23 protein-coding genes, 2 tRNA genes, 1 other RNA gene and 1 pseudogene are annotated in these 20073 nt (G+C 42.4%); 15 read left to right on the top strand and 12 right to left on the bottom strand.

Annotation, left to right across the window (positions count from 1 at the left end; translation table 11 throughout):
- Nucleotides 1-14: 14 nt before the first annotated feature.
- Complete coding sequence (gene pgeF / locus NI468_RS02785; protein ID WP_253099757.1) at nucleotides 15-755, top strand: peptidoglycan editing factor PgeF; 741 nt, start codon at nucleotides 15-17, stop codon at nucleotides 753-755.
- A gap of 40 nt (nucleotides 756-795) precedes the next feature.
- Nucleotides 796-1356 (top strand): flavodoxin family protein, encoded by a 561-nt coding sequence (locus tag NI468_RS02780; protein ID WP_253099754.1) that lies wholly within the window; start codon nucleotides 796-798, stop codon nucleotides 1354-1356.
- A 55-nt stretch (nucleotides 1357-1411) separates the two neighbouring features.
- On the opposite strand, the gene smpB is transcribed toward NI468_RS02780, so the two are convergent.
- Nucleotides 1412-1891, bottom strand: coding sequence for an SsrA-binding protein SmpB (gene smpB / locus NI468_RS02775; RefSeq protein WP_004280586.1), 480 nt, complete (start codon nucleotides 1889-1891; stop codon nucleotides 1412-1414).
- Between the two features lie 139 nt (nucleotides 1892-2030).
- Between smpB and coaD the strand changes: the two genes are divergently transcribed.
- The 5 genes from coaD to NI468_RS02750 all read left to right on the top strand — a co-directional run bounded on the left by coaD (nucleotide 2031) and on the right by NI468_RS02750 (nucleotide 4361).
- The gene (gene coaD, locus NI468_RS02770; RefSeq protein WP_004280585.1) at nucleotides 2031-2522 is read left to right on the top strand and encodes a pantetheine-phosphate adenylyltransferase; all 492 of its coding nucleotides are present in this window, start codon (nucleotides 2031-2033) and stop codon (nucleotides 2520-2522) included.
- A gap of 1 nt (nucleotide 2523) precedes the next feature.
- A complete protein-coding gene (locus tag NI468_RS02765; RefSeq protein ID WP_004280584.1) occupies nucleotides 2524-2787 on the top strand; it encodes a YfhL family 4Fe-4S dicluster ferredoxin in 264 nt (87 codons plus the stop codon).
- 26 nt (nucleotides 2788-2813) lie between these two features.
- Nucleotides 2814-3191, top strand: an RNA gene (gene rnpB, locus NI468_RS02760) — RNase P RNA component class A.
- 72 nt (nucleotides 3192-3263) lie between these two features.
- Nucleotides 3264-3340: transfer RNA gene (locus NI468_RS02755), tRNA-Met, on the top strand.
- 130 nt (nucleotides 3341-3470) lie between these two features.
- Nucleotides 3471-4361: a hypothetical protein gene (locus NI468_RS02750; RefSeq protein ID WP_253099751.1), complete on the top strand. Its 891-nt coding sequence runs from the start codon at nucleotides 3471-3473 to the stop codon at nucleotides 4359-4361.
- Here the strand turns inward: NI468_RS02750 and NI468_RS02745 are convergent.
- The 4 genes from NI468_RS02745 to carA all read right to left on the bottom strand — a co-directional run bounded on the left by NI468_RS02745 (nucleotide 4356) and on the right by carA (nucleotide 10061).
- Nucleotides 4356-4979, bottom strand: coding sequence for a CatB-related O-acetyltransferase (locus NI468_RS02745; RefSeq protein WP_253099746.1), 624 nt, complete (start codon nucleotides 4977-4979; stop codon nucleotides 4356-4358). The two genes, NI468_RS02750 and NI468_RS02745, sit on opposite strands and share 6 nt — an antisense overlap.
- A gap of 130 nt (nucleotides 4980-5109) precedes the next feature.
- Complete coding sequence (gene greA, locus NI468_RS02740) at nucleotides 5110-5586, bottom strand: transcription elongation factor GreA (RefSeq protein ID WP_253099743.1); 477 nt, start codon at nucleotides 5584-5586, stop codon at nucleotides 5110-5112.
- Nucleotides 5587-5677: 91 nt separating this feature from the next.
- Nucleotides 5678-8908: a carbamoyl-phosphate synthase large subunit gene (carB, locus tag NI468_RS02735; protein ID WP_253099740.1), complete on the bottom strand. Its 3231-nt coding sequence runs from the start codon at nucleotides 8906-8908 to the stop codon at nucleotides 5678-5680.
- A gap of 13 nt (nucleotides 8909-8921) precedes the next feature.
- A complete protein-coding gene (gene carA / locus NI468_RS02730; RefSeq protein ID WP_253099737.1) occupies nucleotides 8922-10061 on the bottom strand; it encodes a glutamine-hydrolyzing carbamoyl-phosphate synthase small subunit in 1140 nt (379 codons plus the stop codon).
- A gap of 308 nt (nucleotides 10062-10369) precedes the next feature.
- Here carA and NI468_RS02725 point away from each other — a divergent pair, with 308 nt between their 5' ends.
- Together NI468_RS02725 and NI468_RS02720 are read left to right on the top strand one after the other, a co-directional pair.
- A complete protein-coding gene (locus NI468_RS02725) occupies nucleotides 10370-10858 on the top strand; it encodes a hypothetical protein (protein WP_253099734.1) in 489 nt (162 codons plus the stop codon).
- Nucleotides 10859-10960: 102 nt separating this feature from the next.
- The gene (locus NI468_RS02720) at nucleotides 10961-11182 is read left to right on the top strand and encodes a hypothetical protein (protein WP_004280572.1); all 222 of its coding nucleotides are present in this window, start codon (nucleotides 10961-10963) and stop codon (nucleotides 11180-11182) included.
- A 148-nt stretch (nucleotides 11183-11330) separates the two neighbouring features.
- On the opposite strand, the gene NI468_RS02715 is transcribed toward NI468_RS02720, so the two are convergent.
- Both NI468_RS02715 and yhbY read right to left on the bottom strand, forming a co-directional pair.
- Nucleotides 11331-11870, bottom strand: coding sequence for a DOMON-like domain-containing protein (locus NI468_RS02715; protein ID WP_253099732.1), 540 nt, complete (start codon nucleotides 11868-11870; stop codon nucleotides 11331-11333).
- Nucleotides 11871-11881: 11 nt separating this feature from the next.
- Nucleotides 11882-12205, bottom strand: a complete 324-nt coding sequence (gene yhbY / locus NI468_RS02710) for a ribosome assembly RNA-binding protein YhbY (RefSeq protein WP_004280569.1) — start codon at nucleotides 12203-12205, stop codon at nucleotides 11882-11884.
- Between the two features lie 195 nt (nucleotides 12206-12400).
- On the opposite strand from yhbY, the gene rlmE reads away from it, so the two are divergent.
- From rlmE to NI468_RS02685, 5 genes are all read left to right on the top strand, one after another.
- Entirely contained in the window at nucleotides 12401-13051 is a 651-nt protein-coding gene (gene rlmE, locus NI468_RS02705) for a 23S rRNA (uridine(2552)-2'-O)-methyltransferase RlmE (RefSeq protein WP_004645756.1), read from the top strand.
- 132 nt (nucleotides 13052-13183) lie between these two features.
- The gene (gene ftsH, locus NI468_RS02700; RefSeq protein ID WP_004280565.1) at nucleotides 13184-15073 is read left to right on the top strand and encodes an ATP-dependent zinc metalloprotease FtsH; all 1890 of its coding nucleotides are present in this window, start codon (nucleotides 13184-13186) and stop codon (nucleotides 15071-15073) included.
- A gap of 106 nt (nucleotides 15074-15179) precedes the next feature.
- Nucleotides 15180-15794, top strand: coding sequence for a GNAT family N-acetyltransferase (locus NI468_RS02695; RefSeq protein WP_253099730.1), 615 nt, complete (start codon nucleotides 15180-15182; stop codon nucleotides 15792-15794).
- A gap of 78 nt (nucleotides 15795-15872) precedes the next feature.
- The gene (folP, locus tag NI468_RS02690) at nucleotides 15873-16724 is read left to right on the top strand and encodes a dihydropteroate synthase (protein ID WP_253099727.1); all 852 of its coding nucleotides are present in this window, start codon (nucleotides 15873-15875) and stop codon (nucleotides 16722-16724) included.
- Between the two features lie 108 nt (nucleotides 16725-16832).
- Nucleotides 16833-17147, top strand: a complete 315-nt coding sequence (locus tag NI468_RS02685; RefSeq protein ID WP_004280560.1) for a DUF5713 family protein — start codon at nucleotides 16833-16835, stop codon at nucleotides 17145-17147.
- 30 nt (nucleotides 17148-17177) lie between these two features.
- On the opposite strand, the gene NI468_RS02680 is transcribed toward NI468_RS02685, so the two are convergent.
- The 3 genes from NI468_RS02680 to NI468_RS02670 all read right to left on the bottom strand — a co-directional run bounded on the left by NI468_RS02680 (nucleotide 17178) and on the right by NI468_RS02670 (nucleotide 18939).
- Entirely contained in the window at nucleotides 17178-17864 is a 687-nt protein-coding gene (locus NI468_RS02680; RefSeq protein ID WP_253099725.1) for a hypothetical protein, read from the bottom strand.
- Nucleotides 17865-17955: 91 nt separating this feature from the next.
- Nucleotides 17956-18041 (bottom strand) — tRNA-Leu (locus tag NI468_RS02675).
- A gap of 169 nt (nucleotides 18042-18210) precedes the next feature.
- Nucleotides 18211-18939 (bottom strand): hypothetical protein, encoded by a 729-nt coding sequence (locus NI468_RS02670; protein ID WP_253099978.1) that lies wholly within the window; start codon nucleotides 18937-18939, stop codon nucleotides 18211-18213.
- A 174-nt stretch (nucleotides 18940-19113) separates the two neighbouring features.
- Between NI468_RS02670 and NI468_RS02665 the strand changes: the two genes are divergently transcribed.
- Nucleotides 19114-19620, top strand: coding sequence for a hypothetical protein (locus tag NI468_RS02665; protein ID WP_005265860.1), 507 nt, complete (start codon nucleotides 19114-19116; stop codon nucleotides 19618-19620).
- A 39-nt stretch (nucleotides 19621-19659) separates the two neighbouring features.
- Here the strand turns inward: NI468_RS02665 and NI468_RS02660 are convergent, their stop codons facing one another.
- Together NI468_RS02660 and NI468_RS02655 are read right to left on the bottom strand one after the other, a co-directional pair.
- The gene (locus NI468_RS02660; protein ID WP_005265859.1) at nucleotides 19660-19938 is read right to left on the bottom strand and encodes a hypothetical protein; all 279 of its coding nucleotides are present in this window, start codon (nucleotides 19936-19938) and stop codon (nucleotides 19660-19662) included.
- A gap of 44 nt (nucleotides 19939-19982) precedes the next feature.
- Nucleotides 19983-20073, bottom strand: a pseudogene (locus tag NI468_RS02655) (IS5/IS1182 family transposase); the annotation flags it as partial.

Raw genomic sequence — 20073 nt, 5'->3', positions numbered from 1 at the left:
CGCAAGGAAACGAGATGCAATTTGTACCAGGACTTCCACAAGGTGTGTATGTGGGCCAGACTCGCGTTCACCATGCGAAAGTACAGCCATCAGCACAGCCTGAGCTTGCAGGTTTTAATCTGGCCTTGCATGTGCAGGATAATGCGCTACGGGTACAACAGCATCGTATGGCTTTATTGCAGGATTTCGCTGCCTTTGGCGTAGATAAGATTACCTGGATGACCCAGACGCATAGCACCATTTGTCATAGCATTAATGAGCAGATGCCATTTACCGCACTGGTCGGAGATGGTCTGGTGACGCAGCGCAAGGCGCATGCCTTGATGATGATGACGGCAGATTGCTTGCCGGTGGTATTAGGTAATGCGGAAGGTACAGAAGTGGCGAATCTGCATGCCGGCTGGCGTGGTCTGGCGGGTGGGATTGTCGAAAATACCCTTGTAGCCATGCAAACTCCGCCGACCTGGGCCTGGCTCGGGGCAGCTATTAGCCAGCCTTGTTTTGAAATTGGCACTGAAGTAAAAGCGGCTTTTTGTAGTAAATATCCTGAACTGGACAGTGCATTTCAGGCCGGTGAGCAGGCAGGTAAATACTATGCCGACCTGTATGCGATTGCGCGTTATATCTTGCAGCAACATGGCATAAATACCGTATTGGGTGGGGAGCAGTGTTCTTATCGTCAAGCAGATGAGTATTTTTCTTATCGCCGTGAACCAAAAACAGGGCGTATGGCGACATTCGTGTTTATGGCATGAAAATGTTAAACTTAACTGAATTTTTTGGCTTTTGAGCGTTATGTCCCTATCTTCCAAATCTGTTGCGATTGTTTATCACAGTCCTTATGGACACACGGCTAAAGTGGCAAATTTTATTGCCGATGGTGCACGGGAAACCGGTGTTCAGGTGCATATGATGAATGTCGAACATATAGACTGGGATGTACTAGACGCCGCCGATGCAATTATCTTTGGTTGTCCGACCTATATGGGTAGCCTGACCTCTGCCATGAAGCTGTTTATGGAGCAATCCTCTAAGCGCTGGCTGGCACGTAGCTGGCAGGGAAAACTGGCAGCGGCTTTTACCAATGGTGGCGGACTTAGTGGTGACAAGCTGGCGGTCCTGCAGCAAATCAACCTGTTTGCCATGCAGCACGGGATGTTATGGAGTGGATTGCCATTAATGCCGACAGGTCGTGCAGTGACGGATCTGAATCGGATGTCGAGCTTCTTGGGGCTTATGACCCAGTCAGATAATGCGCCGGTAGAAGTAACCCCACCGGAAGGGGATTTAAAAACCGCGCTCTGGTTTGGGGAATATATTGCCCTGACTCTGGCAAGACTGGGCGGCAAAGCTTAAAGTTATAAAAAAACCTCCAAATGCGGAGGTTTTTTTATATTCAATTTTTAATCCATTATTTATGGAAAATTCGTGCTTTATCACGTTGCCAGTCACGGTCTTTTTCGGTGGCACGTTTGTCATGGAGCTGCTTACCTTTCACCAAGGCAATTTCCAGCTTGGCATGTGGACCTTTCCAGTAACACGCCAGTGGTACGCAGGAATAACCTTTCTGGTTAATTGCACCCATCAACTTTTCAATTTCACGGCGATTCAGCAATAGCTTGCGGGTACGGGTTGCTTCAGGCACTACATGGGTCGAGGCGCTTAACAAAGGTTGAACCTGAGCACCAAACAGAAAAGCTTCACCATTTTTAAAGGTAATATAACTTTCTACGATGGTCATGCGACCAGCACGCATTGATTTGACTTCCCAGCCTTTTAATGAAAGCCCCGCTTCAAATTTCTCTTCAATAAAATAATCGTGGCGAGCACGTTTATTCAGTGCAATGGTACCGCCATTATTTTTTTTTACTACAATAGATGCTTTCGCCATAATCTGATACTTCCAAACGTGCTGCTATTGTACCGCAACTAGAAATAAGGTGAAGTTTTTTAAATTAATGAGGATTATTCACCAAAAAAACAAGTTTTTGCTAAAATAAGATTCTACATAACAAACAGAGTACAAATGGATGTCTAAAACTCGTGTGATTTATCCGGGGACTTTTGATCCAATTACCAATGGACATATTGATTTGGTAACCCGCGCAGCGCGAATGTTTGATGAAGTTGTGGTAGCGATTGCCATCGGTCATCATAAAAATCCGGTATTTAGTCTGGAAGAGCGTGTCGCATTGGCAAAAGAGTCATTGAGTCATTTGGACAATGTTGAATTTGTAGGTTTTGACGGTTTGCTGGTCAATTTTTTCCGTGAGCAAAAGGCGACTGCTGTATTGCGTGGTTTGCGGGCAGTGTCTGATTTTGAGTACGAATTTCAGCTGGCCAATATGAACCGTCAGCTGGACTCCCACTTTGAAGCGGTATTTTTAACCCCTTCAGAGCAATATTCTTTTATTTCATCCACTTTGGTGCGTGAAATTGCTCGATTAAGAGGTGATGTGACCAAGTTTGTACCACCAAACGTGGTTGCTGCCTTCGAGCGTAAACTTCAACAAGGTTGGTAGCGTGTCTTTATATATCACCGATGAATGTATTAATTGTGATGTCTGTGAACCTGTATGCCCGAATGAGGCCATCTATATGGGTGAACTCATTTATGAGATTCATCCAGACCTATGTACAGAGTGCGTCGGACATCATGATCAACCGCAGTGCCAGTTGTTCTGTCCGGTGGATTGTATTCCACTGGATCCGAATCATGTCGAAACGCAGGAACAGCTGCAAGCCAAGTATGAAAAACTGACTGCTCAAAAAACATCAAGCAATTAGTCTCGATATTTGATACTATGCCGCTCGAAGTGAGCCAGACGATCGCTGCTGTGGAGATCTCCGTGATTGAAGCAGGGGAGGAAAGTCCGGGCTTCATAGGGCAAGGTGCCAGGTAACGCCTGGGCGGTGCAAACCGACGGCAAGTGCAGCAGAGAGAAGACCGCCTTCATTATGTTTTCGAGCAATCGGAATCGGAGGTAAGGGTGAAAGGGTGCGGTAAGAGCGCACCGCATGGCTGGTAACAGTTCATGGCGAGGTAAACCCCACCGGAAGCAAGACCAAATAGGAATCCATTAGGCATGGCCCATGCTGGATTCGGGTAGGTCGCTTGAGCGCATGAGTGATTGTGCGCCTAGAGGAATGATCGTTCACGACAGAACCCGGCTTATCGGCTCACTTCAACAAATTTTGATCAAACAGCACAATATGGGGTTGACGTGATTTACAGAAAATCCCATAATGCGCGCACAGTTTAAGGCTATGTAGCTCAGTTGGTTAGAGCACCGCACTCATAATGCGGGGGTCACAAGTTCAAGTCTCGTCATAGCCACCATATTCAAAAAAACCCACTCCGATTGAGTGGGTTTTTTTTATATCTTCAGAAAATTACAATGATAAGATGATTGGAAAATAAGCAACTCAATTAAAAATAGTTAATAAAATTTTATGAAGTGAAGATTTAAATGATTTTAGAAAAGCGTAAAAAGTTGGCAGAAAATTGGGGCAGTGGTGGAATCTCTCATATTGAAGAATCTATTTGGAGTTCAACGATTCAACAAAAAGATTTGAATAGAATTAGAGAGTTTTTATCTAAGAATAATTTTAAATATGTCGATATTAGTATTGTTAGACCACCGAATAATAAGACTGAGCAAATGAAGTTTAGAACTCATTATGATGAACTTGGTCAGTGCTTTAGTACGAATTATGGTATTTCTATTCCAGCTAATAGTAATAATTTAAAACTAACTGTTGGATTGGAAAGTGAATTAAAAAATCAGGAATGTCAGGATAAAACGCTTTATATAATAAATAGTTTAAGGATTATATTCGGAATACCTATTGCTCGAGAATTAATGTTTACCTCATTGGCTCCAATCGAAAGTTTTCTAGATGCAGGTATAAATTCTGAATTGGGATATGCTTCAAAATTTGATGTTCAGAATCTAAATCTCTATGAAGACGTTGAGTATTCAGAACTACGTGAATTGCCAATAGAGGCACTAATTCTTTTAGATAAAGCATTTCAGCAAAAGTTTCCTCATGAACGCTTTGTATTAATGTGGGTAGCATTTGAAGCAATAATTAATTCTCTACCTATGACAGGAAGTAATGGAAAGAAAAGAAAGAAATATTTTCTAGAGAAATTAACATCTGAGGTTGCTAACGAAGAGGTTAGGCGGTTACACAATTTACGTGGAGAGGTCTTTAAGGAAGCAAAATTTTCTGAGGAGGATGTTGAGGAAATCAATTGGTCGTTATATATGGCAATACAATTAGCGATATTAAGTGATTGCCCCCAACGACAAGCTTTTTTAGGCGGATATGAGCAATATATTCTTAATAGGTCATAAGTTTTTAAAATATTGAACTAATTTATCAATATTATCCGTCTGCAACTGCTCACGCATTTTTAAAAACTGCTTTTCGTCTATGTCATAGATTTTTAAAGAAAGCAGTTTGTGTATATCTTCCTGTGGAAAGCGGTATTTGATAATCTTTGCAGGAACGCCACCCACTACTGCATATGGTGGCACGTTTTTAGTCACTACAGCACCTGTCGCCACTACAGCGCCTTCACCAAGGTTTACACCCTGCATAATCATGGCGCGAGAGCCAATCCAGCAGCCATCACCAATCACTGTATCACCTGCGAGTTCAAAACCCCGCGTATCGAACGGAAATACTGAAATCCAGTCGGTACGGTGCAATTGATTGCTGCCCATCATAATCACGCACTCTGCGCCAAAACAGACGAAATTGCCGATATAAAGTTGATCAATGGGGCGTTCAGATGTCGAAAGCTTATCGTGCAGATAGCGCACTACACAACGCTCAAAACCCTGATCCCAATAAGCCGAATAGTAAGAATAATTCCCTTTGATATGAATATTCGGATTCTTCACTGTTTTTGAGATGAATTCGAACTCGCACCAATGATTTACAGGAGAATTAATTAACTTTTCAGACATGGATTTGGCACGTGGGAATTGGTTAGGGGATTATAACGCAGTTAAGCCTCTCTTTTGCAAAGAGGGGTTTAGGGATAAATAATCAAAAAACCCCTCAATCGAGGGGCTTTAAATTAAATAGCTTTAAATTTTAAAGATATTCAACTTTTATAATTTCGTATTCAACTTCACCGTTTGGTGTATTGATTTTTACATCGTCGCCTTCGTTCTTGCCCAAAAGACCACGTGCAATCGGTGAGTTCACTGAGATCTTGTTGATCTTAAAGTCTGCTTCGTCATCACCTACAATTTTATAGGTTTTCTGTTCTTCAGTATCTAGGTTTTCAATCGTGACAGTCACACCAAAAACTACACAACCATTCTGTTCAAGTTCTTTGACATCAATCACTTGAACTGCACCCAGTTTGCCTTCGATATCCTGAATACGGCCTTCACAGAAACCTTGCTGTTCACGTGCTGCATGGTATTCTGCATTTTCTTTTAAGTCGCCGTGTTCACGCGCTTCTGCAATTGAAGCTGTAATACGTGGGCGATCCACTGTTTTCAGTTGGTGTAATTCTTTCTCTAAGGCAATTTTGCCTTCAGGTGTCATAGGATAACGTTGCATGTTGTCCCTCAAAAGTCAGTTGAAAGATATAAAATCTATAAATAAAAAAAAGCCCGCCACCAAGAAGGTAGCGGGACTTCTTGGAAGCGAATTAACCTTTAGTTAGGTCTTGCAAACGATATACATCCATTGGCAATTTAATTGCTAAAGCTTGGCATACTGCGTCCGCACCATTCAATGTAGTTGTGTTATACACTTTACCTTGAAGTGCTGAACGACGGATCGAGAATGAGTCTTCTTGTGCCTTTTTGCCTTCAGTCGTGTTAATCACAAGGTGGATTTCGCTGTTTTTAATACGGTCCACAATGTTAGGACGACCTTCAGTTACTTTATTGACACGTTCACATTCAAGACCAGCATCGCTAATCACTTTAAATGTACCATCAGTTGCAAGAATCTTGAAGCCTAGGTCAATCAATTGTTTTGCGATACCCGCCGCACGTGGTTTATCTGAGTCACGTACAGAGATAAATGCGTGTTTTACTTCGCCTTCAGTTGGAAGACCTGGTAAACGCTCGTTTGCACCTAAAACAGCTTTATAGAACGCTTCACCAAATGTTTTACCAACGCCCATCACTTCGCCAGTCGATTTCATCTCAGGGCCAAGGATTGGGTCAACACCAGGGAATTTGTTGAACGGGAACACGGCTTCTTTGACAGAGAAGTGCTCAGGAATAATCTCTGATGTAAAGCCTTGAGACTCAAGAGATTGACCCGCCATACAACGTGCAGCAACTTTCGCTAAAGATTCACCGATACACTTAGAAACGAATGGCACAGTACGAGACGCACGTGGGTTCACTTCCAGAATGTAAACGTCTTCACCTTTAACCGCAAACTGAACGTTCATCAAACCGATTACGCCAAGCTCTTTTGCCATTGCAACGGTTTGACGACGCATTTCGTCCTGAATCTCTTTAGAGAGAGAGTAAGGAGGAATCGAACATGCTGAGTCACCTGAGTGAATACCCGCTTGTTCAATGTGCTGCATGATGCCGCCAATCACCACGTCTTTACCGTCAGATACGCAGTCTACGTCAACTTCGATCGCATCATCTAAGAAACGGTCAAGAAGAACAGGCGCTTCGTTTGATGCTTGAACTGCATCACGTAAGTAGCGTTTAAGTTCTTCATCGTTGTACACGATTTCCATCGCACGACCACCAAGGACGTAAGAAGGACGTACGACAAGTGGGTAGCCTACTTTAGACGCTTCAGCCATACCTTCTTCAGCAGATTTTACGATGCTGTTGTTTGGTTGGCGAAGTTGTAGACGTTGAATCATTTGCTGGAAACGTTCACGGTCTTCTGCACGGTCAATTGCGTCAGGCGATGTACCAATGATTGGAGCACCAGCTTCTTCTAAAGCACGAGCCAATTTCAAAGGTGTTTGACCACCGTACTGAACGATAATGCCTTTCGGCTTCTCGATACGCACGATTTCTAAAACGTCTTCTAAAGTGATCGGTTCGAAGTACAAACGATCTGAAGTGTCGTAATCCGTAGAAACAGTTTCAGGGTTACAGTTTACCATAATGGTTTCATAGCCGTCTTCACGCATAGCCAGGGCAGCGTGTACACAGCAGTAATCGAACTCGATACCTTGACCGATACGGTTAGGGCCACCGCCGATCACCATGATCTTGTCTTTGTTCGATGGATTTGCTTCACATTCTTCATCGTAAGTTGAGTACATGTAAGCTGTATCAGATTCGAATTCTGCAGCACATGTATCGACACGTTTGTAAACTGGCGTTACGCCCAGGCTCCAACGATGTTTACGGAATTGCTTTTGTGAAATACCCATCAAGTCTGCAATGCGAAGATCTGATAAACCTTTACGTTTGAATCCACGGATGTTGTCCGCATTCAAGTCGCCAAAACCTAAAGTTTTGATTTGGTTTTCAGTTTTGATGATGTCTTCGATTTGAATCAAGAACCAGCGGTCAATGTTCGTTGCAGCGAATACTTCGTCTAAAGTAAAGCCGTGACGGAATGCATCGCCCACGTACCAGATACGCTCTGGACCTGGCACTTTAAGTTCTTGCAAGATTTTGTCGCGCGCGCCTTCAGCACCCACTTCAATTTTTTCGTCAAAACCAGAAGCACCCACTTCAAGACCACGAAGGGCTTTTTGTACAGATTCCTGGAAGTTACGACCAATCGCCATTACTTCACCGACAGATTTCATCTGAGTTGTAAGCGTTGCGTCAGCTTGTGGGAATTTCTCGAAGTTGAAACGAGGAATCTTAGTAACTACGTAGTCAATTGCAGGTTCAAACGATGCAGGTGTTGTACCGCCAGTGATGTCGTTTTTCAACTCATCAAGCGTGTAACCAACCGCTAATTTCGCAGCGATTTTTGCAATTGGGAAACCAGTTGCTTTAGAGGCAAGGGCAGATGAACGTGATACACGTGGGTTCATCTCGATCACGACCATACGACCCGTATTTGGACAAATACCGAACTGTACGTTAGAACCACCTGTTTCTACGCCAATTTCACGTAGTACAGCTAAAGATGCGTTACGTAGAAGTTGGAATTCTTTGTCTGTCAATGTTTGCGCAGGAGCAACAGTGATTGAGTCACCAGTGTGTACGCCCATTGGGTCAAAGTTTTCAATCGTACATACGATGATACAGTTGTCGTTTTTGTCACGAACAACTTCCATCTCGTACTCTTTCCAACCAATTAAAGATTCATCGATCAATAATTGTTTAGTCGGAGAAAGATCGAAACCGCGTTCACAAATTTCGATGAATTCTTCTTTGTTGTAAGCGATACCGCCACCAGAACCACCCATGGTGAATGATGGACGGATAATCACTGGGAAGCCGAAACGTGCTTGAATTTCTAAAGCATGTTCCATTGACTCAGCAACGTCAGCTTTTGGACATTCAAGACCAATTTTACGCATTGCCTGGTCAAACAGTTTGCGGTCTTCAGCTTTTTCAATCGCTTCTTTGGTTGCACCGATTAATTCAACATTGTATTTTTCTAAAATGCCGTGCTCATCAAGGGCAAGGGCACAGTTCAATGCCGTTTGACCACCCATGGTTGGAAGAACAGCATCTGGACGTTCTTTCTCAATGATCGCTGCAACAGTTTGCCAAGTAATTGGCTCAATGTAAGTTGCATCCGCCATGGTTGGGTCGGTCATGATGGTCGCTGGATTAGAGTTGACCAAAATAACGCGGTAACCTTCTTCACGAAGGGCTTTACATGCTTGAGCACCTGAGTAGTCAAACTCACATGCTTGACCGATGACAATCGGACCAGCACCAATAATCAAGATGCTTTTAATGTCAGTACGTTTAGCCATGATGCTTCCTTAATTACTTCTTAGATGCTTCGATAAGTTCGATGAAATGATCGAACAATGGTGCGCAGTCATGTGGACCCGGGCTTGCTTCAGGGTGACCCTGGAAGCTGAACGCAGGTTTGTCTGTACGATGAATACCTTGGTTGGTGCCATCAAACAGTGAGCGATGCGTTACACGCAACACATCAGGCAGATTGCTTTCATCGACTGCGAAGCCATGGTTTTGAGAAGTAATCATCACTGTACCATTATCTAGATTTTGTACAGGATGGTTCGCACCGTGGTGGCCGTGAGGCATTTTTAAGGTTTTAGCACCACTTGCAAGGGCAAGGATCTGGTGACCCAGACAGATACCAAATACTGGAATTTCAGTGGTTTCTATAATTGTTTTTACAGCTTCAATTGCGTAGTCACATGCAGCCGGATCGCCAGGGCCGTTCGACAGGAACACGCCATCTGGATTCAGGGCAAGTACATCAGCAGCAGGAGTTTGCGCCGGCACAACAGTCAGTTTACAACCGCGGTCTGCGAGCATACGTAAGATGTTGGTTTTGACACCGTAATCGTATGCAACAACATGGAATTTAGCTTCTGGTTGAGAGAAACCTTTGCCTAATGTCCAAGAGCCTTCAGTCCATTCAAAACCTTCAGGGTCGCAACATTCTTTTGCCAGGTCTAAACCGTTTAAACCACCGAATGCACGTGCTTTTTCAAGCGCTTCAGCTTCAGTGATATTTTTGCCAGCAAGGATACAGCCATTTTGCGCACCTTTGTCACGTAAGATACGTGTCAGTTTACGCGTGTCGATATCCGCAATTGCCACAACATTGTGTTGTACCAAATATTCAGCTAATGATTGGGTTGAACGGAAGTTACTGTGCAGTAAAGGCAGGTCACGAATGATCAATCCGTTCGCCCAAACCTTATGAATACGACCTGATTCAGCGTCTTCTTCATTACAGCCTGTGTTACCGATATGTGGGTAAGTCAGTGTCACAAGTTGCTGTGCATAACTCGGGTCAGTCAAAATTTCTTGATAGCCAGTCATGGCAGTGTTGAAAACGACTTCACCAGTCGTACTACCCGATGCGCCAATCGAAGTACCTTTAAAGATAGTTCCGTCGGCAAGGGCTAAAATTGCTGGGGTGCTCAAACCAAAGCTCCTGAAATTTAGGCTGTAAAAAAGCGAGAAGACGAAAAAAAAGGAAGGCTAATTTTTAAACCTACCCTCCTATGTCTGCTCGCTTGAACTTAACACGGCATTATACGCAGAACGACCCTTAAAGTCCAACGGCTTTGCAGCGAAAGTATGAGATAAATGGCTTGCTTTTTGCATGGAAGTCTGTTTTGTAGGCAATGTGAAAAAATGTAAGCAATTAATAATTGTCAGACAAATCAAATCTTAATTTTTATCAAATCTACTAATATAGCTTAGTCGATATAACAATAGGAACAAGACAGATGGCTACAGCACCTAAATCTACTACATCTAAAAAAATCACTCCGAGCGTGGTGACTGAAACTGCCGAGAAGCTTGAAAAAGTAGCAGTCGAGGCTAAAGATCAGGCAATTGAAACCATCGAGGAAAGTAAGGAAAAGCTTGAAGTTGAAGCCAAGCAGTTAAGCGACACTGTGCAGGAACAATTGCGTCAATTTAAGCAGGAGGTGTTACAGCGTATTGATACTTTGAAGGAGCAGATTTTCGGTTCGCAGAAAGAATTAACTGAACTGAAAAGCTTTATTAAGACAGAATTCAACGCTGTCTTCGAAGACTTATCTAATCTGGGTAAAGAGTTGAAAGAGGATGTCAGTCAGATTTCGACCAAGCATAAGGAACATCTGACCGATACTTTTAAACGTTCTAAGGACAGTACCATTGAAGTACTGAAAAAAGTCAAACCCGTGGTGAAAACAGAGAGCTCGGACAAAAGTCCTGAGCTGAAAAGTTAGGCTGCGCTGAAAGGCCGCTATTTAAAAAGGAGAACAATCAAATGTTCTCCTTTGTCTTTATGCAGCAAAACGGACTCACAATAACAATTAAAGGGGGTCACGATGCAACAGCATTTTGTAGGTGTACTTATTTTACTGATATTGATCATGCTACTGAATCTGGAAAGCGGATTGGGGCGCATACTTTATCTAGGTGTAATCGTATTATGTTTGGGAGTGCTGGGACTGGTGTTTGGGACCATTCTTCTGATGATCATTACTTTTGCTTTTATTCTTTATGCTGCTGTGAAATCTATTCAGGAGCAGCATCATCTACATCATTAAAATATGAACGTTGAAAACAATAAAAAATCTAAAATAATTATACAGAGGATCAATCATTGTTGAGCAATAAACAAAAACGTGAGACTTTAAGTCTCACGTTGTATTCGCCTGTTACACTTTAAATAGCTGATGCACAGCGTCAATCTATTTAAAATACATGCAACCAGTCACGTTTATTATGAAAATCTGCCTGAGGACTACTATGCTGCATGGCATAGTATTGATCACCTTGTGAGGTTTTTAAAACAGCAGATAAACCCAGGAACAAGTTTTCCCATTTCAGTTTATGTGTTGCCATAAAATTAGTCAGATCTACACTGACATTAAGACCATAATGCGTACGTTTGAGCTGATTCAGCTCAATATCATCCGCAGCTTGCGGTGGCATATCTTCAGGATAACGGTATTCTTCAAATTGATAAGCCTGCCAGGCCTGAGAAGGGGAAAGATTAATCTCACGATAAAAATCTTCGCCCTGAACCCCAATAAAAATTTCAAAGCAGGTCTGTTCCCACAGGAAATCCTGACGGGGATGTGCCGTCACCATGTCGGGCCACAAGATGTACTGATTGGGATCACGGATCCAGAAGCCCACATTTAAATTGCATGGGCCTTGCTGTTCAATGGCGGCAACCAGAGAGATGGCCTGAAAACGGCGATCAAATGCGCTAAGTTCGTAACTTGCCATAAGTCCTGTACTTAGTTAGACAGATGAGCGAAACGGACAAGGTTGGACAATTTTTGGTTTTGTTTCGCAGCTTTCTTGTAAAGCAGCGCAATTTTACCAATAGTTTGAACTACTTCGGCACCAGTCGCTTCTGAAATTTCAGCAATCAATGCTGCACGCGCTTCACGATCTTCAGCTACGATTTTTACTTTAATCAGTTCGTGATCGTTTAAAGCACGCGCCAATTCTTCGATGACATTTTCAGTCAGGCCTTTGTCACCCAGCATAACGACCGGGTTTAAAGCATGTCCGATTTGACGTAAACGCTTACGTTCCTGAATAGATAAAGACGCCATGAGAGATAACCTGAATTTTAAAACGGCTTAGTATAGCAAAAGCAAAAAACAAACGCTTTAAATTATCAGGAAATAATCATTTCCAATATCTCTTCATAACGAGCAAAACTCCTAGATTTAGATACACATGTATACTGCAAAATATGTCTTTTTCACGTACAATTAATAATTAGACGTTTTTTTATTTAGAGAGTTATGGCTACACGCATTACCAACCAAAAGTTATCTAAAAGTAGTCGTGATTGGATGAGAGAGCATTTAGACGATCCTTATGTGAAAAAGGCACAAAAGGACGGCTATCGTGCGCGTGCAGCATATAAGCTCTTAGAGATGCAAGAAAAGTACAAGATCATCAAACCCGGCATGACCGTAGTCGACTTGGGTGCAGCTCCCGGGAGTTGGTCACAAATCGCAGGTAAGCTAGTCGGTGACAAGGGTTTATTGATTGCATCTGACATTTTACCAATGGATGCATTACCTGATGTGACTTTCTTGCAAGGCGACTTTCGTGAAGAAGAAGTCTTCCAGCAATTGTTAGAAATTTTAGATGGTCGTACTGTAGACGTTGTAATTTCAGATATGGCCCCCAATACATCAGGTAATAAGGCTGTAGATCAACCGCGTCAGATTTACTTGTGTGAACTTGCACTGGATTTTGCCAACAAGGTGCTAGGCCCTAAAGGTCAATTTGTGGTAAAAGTTTTCCAAGGTTCAGGTTTTGACGAATTCCGTAAGCAAGTGGTTGATAGTTTTGATGTTCTGAAAACATCTAAACCTTTGGCATCACGTGCTCGCTCCAAGGAAGTTTTCCTGATCGGGCAGGGACGTAAGAAGGCTTTAAAATAAGTCTACTTGCCAAGTCGTTAAAAATTGTGCATTTTGTACGTTTTCAGATAATTGTAAGTTGATTTACAGCTTAAGTATTAAGGTCACCCTGAACAGGGCATGATCAAATTAGATTGGAATGGGAATAAAGCTTTGAGCGATCTTTTTAAGAATGCCGTATTGTGGCTCGTGATACTGGGTGTGCTGGTGTTAATCTTCAGCAACGTCAGTGACCGCAATCAACCGACTACAATGAACTACTCAGAGTTTGTTGCCGCGGTCAATGCTGGCCAAATTAAACAAGTTGTGATTGACGGCGAAAGAATCCGTGGCGAAAAATCGAACGGTTCAGAGTTTGAAAGTATCCGTCCGGCAGTTCAGGATCCTGAACTGATGCCAAGCCTGATTAAAAATAATGTTGTGGTTGAAGGTGAAGCACCACAACGTCAAGGCTTGCTCATGCAGTTGCTTATTGCAAGTTTCCCTGTACTTTTAATCATTTTGTTATTCATGTTCTTTATGCGCAACATGGGTGGCGGTGCAGGTGGTAAAAACGGCCCAATGAGTTTTGGTAAATCTAAAGCCAAAATGCTGTCTGAAGACCAGATTAAAGTCACTTTCACTGATGTTGCTGGTTGTGACGAAGCCAAGCAAGAAGTCGTTGAAATCGTAGATTTCCTGAAAGATCCAACCAAATTTAAACGTCTGGGTGCGAGTATTCCACGTGGTGTGTTAATGGTGGGTCCTCCAGGTACGGGTAAAACCCTACTTGCCAAAGCCATTGCCGGTGAAGCGAAAGTTCCATTCTTTAGTATTTCAGGTTCTGACTTCGTTGAGATGTTTGTCGGTGTCGGTGCATCCCGTGTTCGTGACATGTTCGAACAGGCGAAACGTCATGCGCCATGTATCATCTTTATTGATGAGATTGATGCAGTCGGTCGTCATCGTGGTTCAGGTACTGGTGGTGGTCACGATGAACGTGAACAGACACTGAACCAGATGCTGGTTGAAATGGACGGCTTTGAGGGCAATGAAGGCATTATCGTGATTGCTGCAACCAACCGTGCAGATGTACTGGATAAAGCACTTCTTCGTCCAGGCCGTTTTGACCGTCAAGTTGTGGTTGGTTTGCCAGACATTAAAGGTCGTGAACAAATCCTGAATGTACATTTGAAAAAATTGCCTTCAGTGACAGGTGTGGATGTTAAAGTTCTTGCACGTGGTACACCGGGCTTCTCGGGTGCGCAATTAGCAAACCTGGTGAATGAAGCTGCTTTATTTGCTGCACGCCGTAACAAAAACACCGTCGATATGCATGACTTTGAAGATGCAAAAGACAAGCTGTATATGGGTCCTGAGCGTAAATCGATGGTACTTCGTGATGAAGAGCGTCGTGCGACGGCTTATCATGAAGCAGGGCATGCGATTGTTGCTGAAAGCTTGCCAGGTACAGATCCTGTGCATAAGGTGACAATCATGCCACGTGGCTGGGCTTTAGGTGTTACCTGGCAGCTGCCTGAATTTGACCAGACCAGCCATTACAAAGACAAAATGTTGAATGAACTTTCGATTTTGTTTGGTGGCCGTATTGCTGAAGAAGTCTTCATTAACCAGATGTCGACCGGCGCTTCAAATGACTTCGAACGTGCAACCAAAATGGCACGTGCGATGGTGACCAAATATGGTATGTCGGACAAACTCGGTGTCATGGTCTATGAAGAAGATGCACAGCAATCTTTCATGGGCAGTATTGGTAGCCGCAGTATTTCGGAAACCACACAACTAGAAGTCGATCGTGAAATTCGTCGAATTCTAGATGAGCAATATAAAATCGCACGCGATATCTTGGAAAGCAAAAAAGATATTGCCCATGCGATGGTGAAAGCCTTGATGGAATGGGAAACCATTGATCGTGATCAAATCCGTGACATCATGGAAGGTCGTGAGCCTCAGCCACCAAAAGTCTATGTTGCAGATAATCCTGTGATTGATGTAACGCCAGATGATGGTCCGCTGACTCCTCCGCCATTGCCAGCGAACTAAGCTCAATAAAAAAAACCACCTTCGGGTGGTTTTTTTATGCTTGTCATTTTTGTCATATCTTTTTGAGTGTTATATTGAGCTATTAAAAATGAATAAGAAAATAAAAATGAATATGCCTGTTCTGGAATCCAGTGCTTACCAGCTTCGTCTTGAACCGTTGAGCTGGGAACATTTTTCTGATTTAGCCAGTGCATGTGCCGAAGAAAATTTAGGCGAGATTTTATATAACTCAGTACCTTATCTGCATAACTTAAAAAAATATTTTTCTCAGGCCTTTGAACAGCAAGTTCAAGGTGAAAGGATGGCTTTTGCCGTAATTGATTTAAACTCCGGCCAAGCAATTGGAACCACCAGTTATCATGATATTAAAGCGGAAATTCCACGTTTTGAAATTGGTTATACCTGGTATGCCAAGCGCTATCACAGAGCTTATGTAAATCGCGTTTGTAAATATCTTTTGTTAAGACATGCTTTTGAAAATTTAAATGCTCAGGTGGTCGGCTTTCGAACTGATCATTTGAATCTTCCCAGCCAAAAAGCGATTGAGGCATTAGGTGCCAAACGAGATGGCATTATCAGGTGTCATATGCTACGTAAAGATGGACAGACTATTCGAGATAGCTATATCTATAGTATTTTAGAAAGTGAATGGGCAGATGTGAAAGCATTATTACAGACTAAACTGATGCAATATTCCCAAAACAATTACTTCGAAATCTAGGTCCTAGCCTTATTCCACTTTGCTTTATTCAGCGATCCATAAGACAATATCGGGGTTATTTTGAGTGAGTATTGAATCATGCAGCTGATGCCTTTGTTACCACATGTATGGACATTTGGTGATTTAAAATTGGACTTATCCCAGCCGCATGTGATGGGGATTCTCAATGTCACCCCAGACTCTTTTAGTGATGGTGGTCGGCATAATCACAAAGAAGATGCAGTCGCACGTGCGCTTGAAATGATCGCTGAAGGCGCGACCGTGATTGATATTGGCGGTGAATCGACCCGTCCAGGTGCCGCAGTGGTAGAAGTGGAAGAAGAAATTCGCCGCGTAGTGCCTGTGGTGGAAGAACTGGCTAAACATAAGGTCATTCTCTCGATTGATACGTCGCAACCTGAAGTCATACGCGCAGCGGTTCGGGCCGGAGCACATATCTGGAATGATGTCCGTGCTTTGACTCGGCCGAATGCATTGCAGACCGCAGCAGAACTCAATATTCCAGTGATCATCATGCATATGCGCGGTGAGCCGACCACCATGAACAATCTGGATCAATATGAGGATGTCACTGTTGATGTGATTCGCGAGTTATCTCAACGTGTTCAGGATGCCTTGGATGTGGGAGTAAAAGCGGAAAATATCATGATCGATCCAGGTTTTGGTTTCGCTAAAAATGCCCAGCAAAATTTAAAGCTGTTGCAAGAGTTTTATAAATTGACAGAAATGGGCTATCCGATTTTGTCTGCTTTATCTCGTAAACGCTTTATCGGAGCAGTTCTAAATGGTGAAGCACCGCAAGAGCGTGCGGTAGGTTCGGCAACAGCACATTTACTAAGTATTCAGCAGGGTGCATGTATGGTACGGGCACATGATGTTAAAGTCACAGCCGATGCGATTAAAGTCTGGCAAGCCATGCAAACGGCTTAGAAATTGAAAGCAGCAAATCAACCACTTGGCAATGTTGTTTGGCTTTTGAGCAACAATATGCTATATAGGCACGCTTAGATTAGATAGTCATCCTTTAGAGTGCCTGTAATGTTTGCAGATTTACTTCTCCCCATGTTCGATGATGAATATTATCCCGATATTCTGGTTGCTGAAATCAAGCAGCACATCGAACGTTTTGCCCAAAAAGTCGCTAAATCAGGTTTGTCAGATCAAGAAATTTACCAGCTTGCCAATCTGACTGTGGCTGATATCAATATCATGAAACCTCAGTTCGAAGATCTGGATTCGTCTCTGGATGATACTGCCGCGGATTATATTGCCGAAGCCATGATGATGGTGGTGCAAGAGCACGGCCTGTTCGAGATTGAAATGGAAGAACTGATTACCAATCGTGAATGGTGATTTAAGAAAACCCTGCAGATGCAGGGTTTTTTATTGTCTGTTCAAATAATCTTTAAAGCTATTAAAGCGAATTGAGCCGAGTAATTGTTGCTCTTCATTCATGCATTGCTGATAAAGGTTTTGGTAATAAGCCTGCAGATTCGATTGACCTTGAATCTGTTGTGGTGTTTTTGATTTGGATTGTTGATAAGCCCAAAAAGCCAGTTGTCGGAGTTTCTGCAACCTGATCTGGTCAATCGCACTACAGGAACTTTTAAATAAAGGTTCCAGGATGACCACCCCAAAGGAAGAAATCGCTAAAATGATCATACTAATGATGACCAGTACATCCGAATGAATCAGATAAAGGTTGAGCAATAAGCTCAGAAAAATTGGAATTTGCAGATAGAGACAGTTTTGCAAACGCTGACTATAGGCTTTGGAGCTGAATTGCGCCTGATATTGTGCATGCCAGATATAGGGATAGAGTAGTGCCATCAGCACAATTAAGGTGACATTAAAGGCAATCGTGGCATTCTTGAAAAAATAATATTCCAGGAATACTGAACTGATGCTGCAGGCTACACAGATCAGAAGAGAGAGTAAATTAATCGCGAGAACAAACTGGATATTTTGCAGGGCATTAAATTTAAAGCGGCTATAACGCAGCTTCAGGAAAAAAGCGTCTGGATGACGTAATTGTAATGTAGCGAGATCGAAGTGTTTTAATTCTGACATGGGGATTTCGCGCTAAAAGAATAAAATGCAGGCACAAAAAAACCAGCCTAATGCTGGATTTTTTATTGCACCATTTTAATAAAGATTAAAATGGTGCCCGAGGCCAGACTCGAACTGGCACGCTTTGTGGGCGGGGGATTTTAAATCCCCTGTGTCTACCGATTTCACCACTCGGGCATGTGCGCAATAATAGAGGACGAAATAAAGCTTGGCAAGCAAATTCAGAAATGATTGCTTTCTTTTCAAGCAATTCCGTGGTTTCTATTCTAAAAACCAGCAAATCAGCGTTTTTAAAAGTTAATATTTGCAGATCTTTAAGACGACCAATGAAAAATGATAGAGGGAACTATGAATTCTCATCCAGATAGCTGTCGACATCTAGATGCTTGATCGTTTTACAATATTGATGCTCATATTTCAGTAGCCGCGTATATAACCCGGCATAGTGATTTAATTGCTGTTTTAGTTCGGCATGCCGAGGATCATGGCTTGAATAAAAACGTAATTTTAGTCGGATCAGACAGGTTTTTTTATAAGCCCAAAAACAGATTTTACGTAATTGTTGTAGCTGATAGTGCTCAATATTTTTACTATTTTCCTTGAATAAATTTTCCCGATAAAAGCGCACAAAACCAAAGCTCACGCCAAAGAAGAATAAGCTCCACATCAGCAAACTACTTTGCATAAAGACCAGATTTAAGGCTTGTAGCAGAATCACAATAACCATCCTGATCGGAATATGCCGTAATAACTGATACAGTGAATAAGAAGAATGCTGAATCTGGTGCAGAATCAAGGTGAGACTCAACATCAGGAACAACAGAATGGCCAAAATGGCATAACTTTGCGCCTGAAATTCGCTGATTTGCACAAAAGATTGCTGTACCAGATCTCCTAACATCAAACTGATGGGAACAAAAATCATGGCGGCCAAGACCCAAGGAATTAAGAGCTTGGCTTTATCCCAGATTCCACGGATTTTAATCTGACTGTAAAACAGGTAATTTCCTTTAAATGCAGTCGGATATTGGCGCTTAAGTTGCTGCAGCAACAAAGTCACTTGCGTAGTGGGCATCATCCAGAGATTAATTTAATATATAGATGAAGCACTATAGTCGATTTTGCGCAAAATCGCAGAAGAAATGCAGTTTCAGGTCGCAGCGCTGTTTTAATCATGAAGATTTTAGTTTTTTAGCCACGAATTATGCGAAAATAGCCGATTCAAGATTTATTTTTTTAAGGACAGTTTATGACTGATCAATCTCCTCAGGCGTTAAGCGACATCGAAATTTTAGACATCCTGCAAAGTATGAAAAAGGATGAGCTAAATACTGAGGCGCAAGCAGCAATTCGTCAGGGTGGTAAAGCTGGTCGTCAGGAAGCGCATAAAGCAGCCTTAGTAGCATTGAATCAGTCATTTGAAGACAAGTTTGTCGAAGCGGTATCTTTGGCTTTGGGGCTGAATGCAGCACAAATCAAAAAAATCCGTTATAAAAAAGACCGAATCCGTATTTTAAAAGCGCGCGGTATCGATTATATGGCGATTGATGGTGCTGAAACTGCACAGGTACTGTCACAAATTGCCCAAGCAATTGTGCGTGAAGATGCCATTGTCACCCATGACCTGCACAATATTTTTCCGTTCTGGAAAGAGGGCTGGCCAATGGTGCAATTCGATAATGCTTATAAAATTTTAGAAGATGATATCCAGATTCACTATCAAGCCGTTCTTGAGGCTTTATTAGCGAAAGTCTAAATTATAAATAGTTTTAAAAAGCACCTTGGGGTGCTTTTTTTAATCGCGATACATCAGTGCAATCAGCCAGCTGATGGGCAAAATAAATAAACGCCACCAGATGATCAAGGGCCAATAAAAATACTCTCCAAACCTCAAGGTCGAGTCGAAACCTTGACGACGACGTTCATGCGAGGAGGGAATAATGAAAACCGTTAAAACCATCAGAATGATGGCTGCCAGTAAAAGCAGGAGATTCTGCTGTTTGGCAAAAAAGAAGTAAAATAAATACAGGGCTGAATAAAAAAACAGACATGCCAATAATGCAGAAATATTCATCACTCACCTTATGATTTTTTTATTAGAATAGGGTCTGTTGACATTTACTGTTCATAATTAACCCTATAAAGGTAGCCATAAAAATATACAGGCTAAAGCAACAGAACTTTGATAATTTCTTTTGAGCTTGTCATA

The organism is Acinetobacter lwoffii (assembly GCF_024129355.1).
In the GTDB taxonomy this organism is placed as follows: Bacteria; Pseudomonadota; Gammaproteobacteria; order Pseudomonadales; family Moraxellaceae; genus Acinetobacter; species Acinetobacter lwoffii_I.
This window is presented reverse-complemented; position numbering and strand designations above follow the sequence as displayed.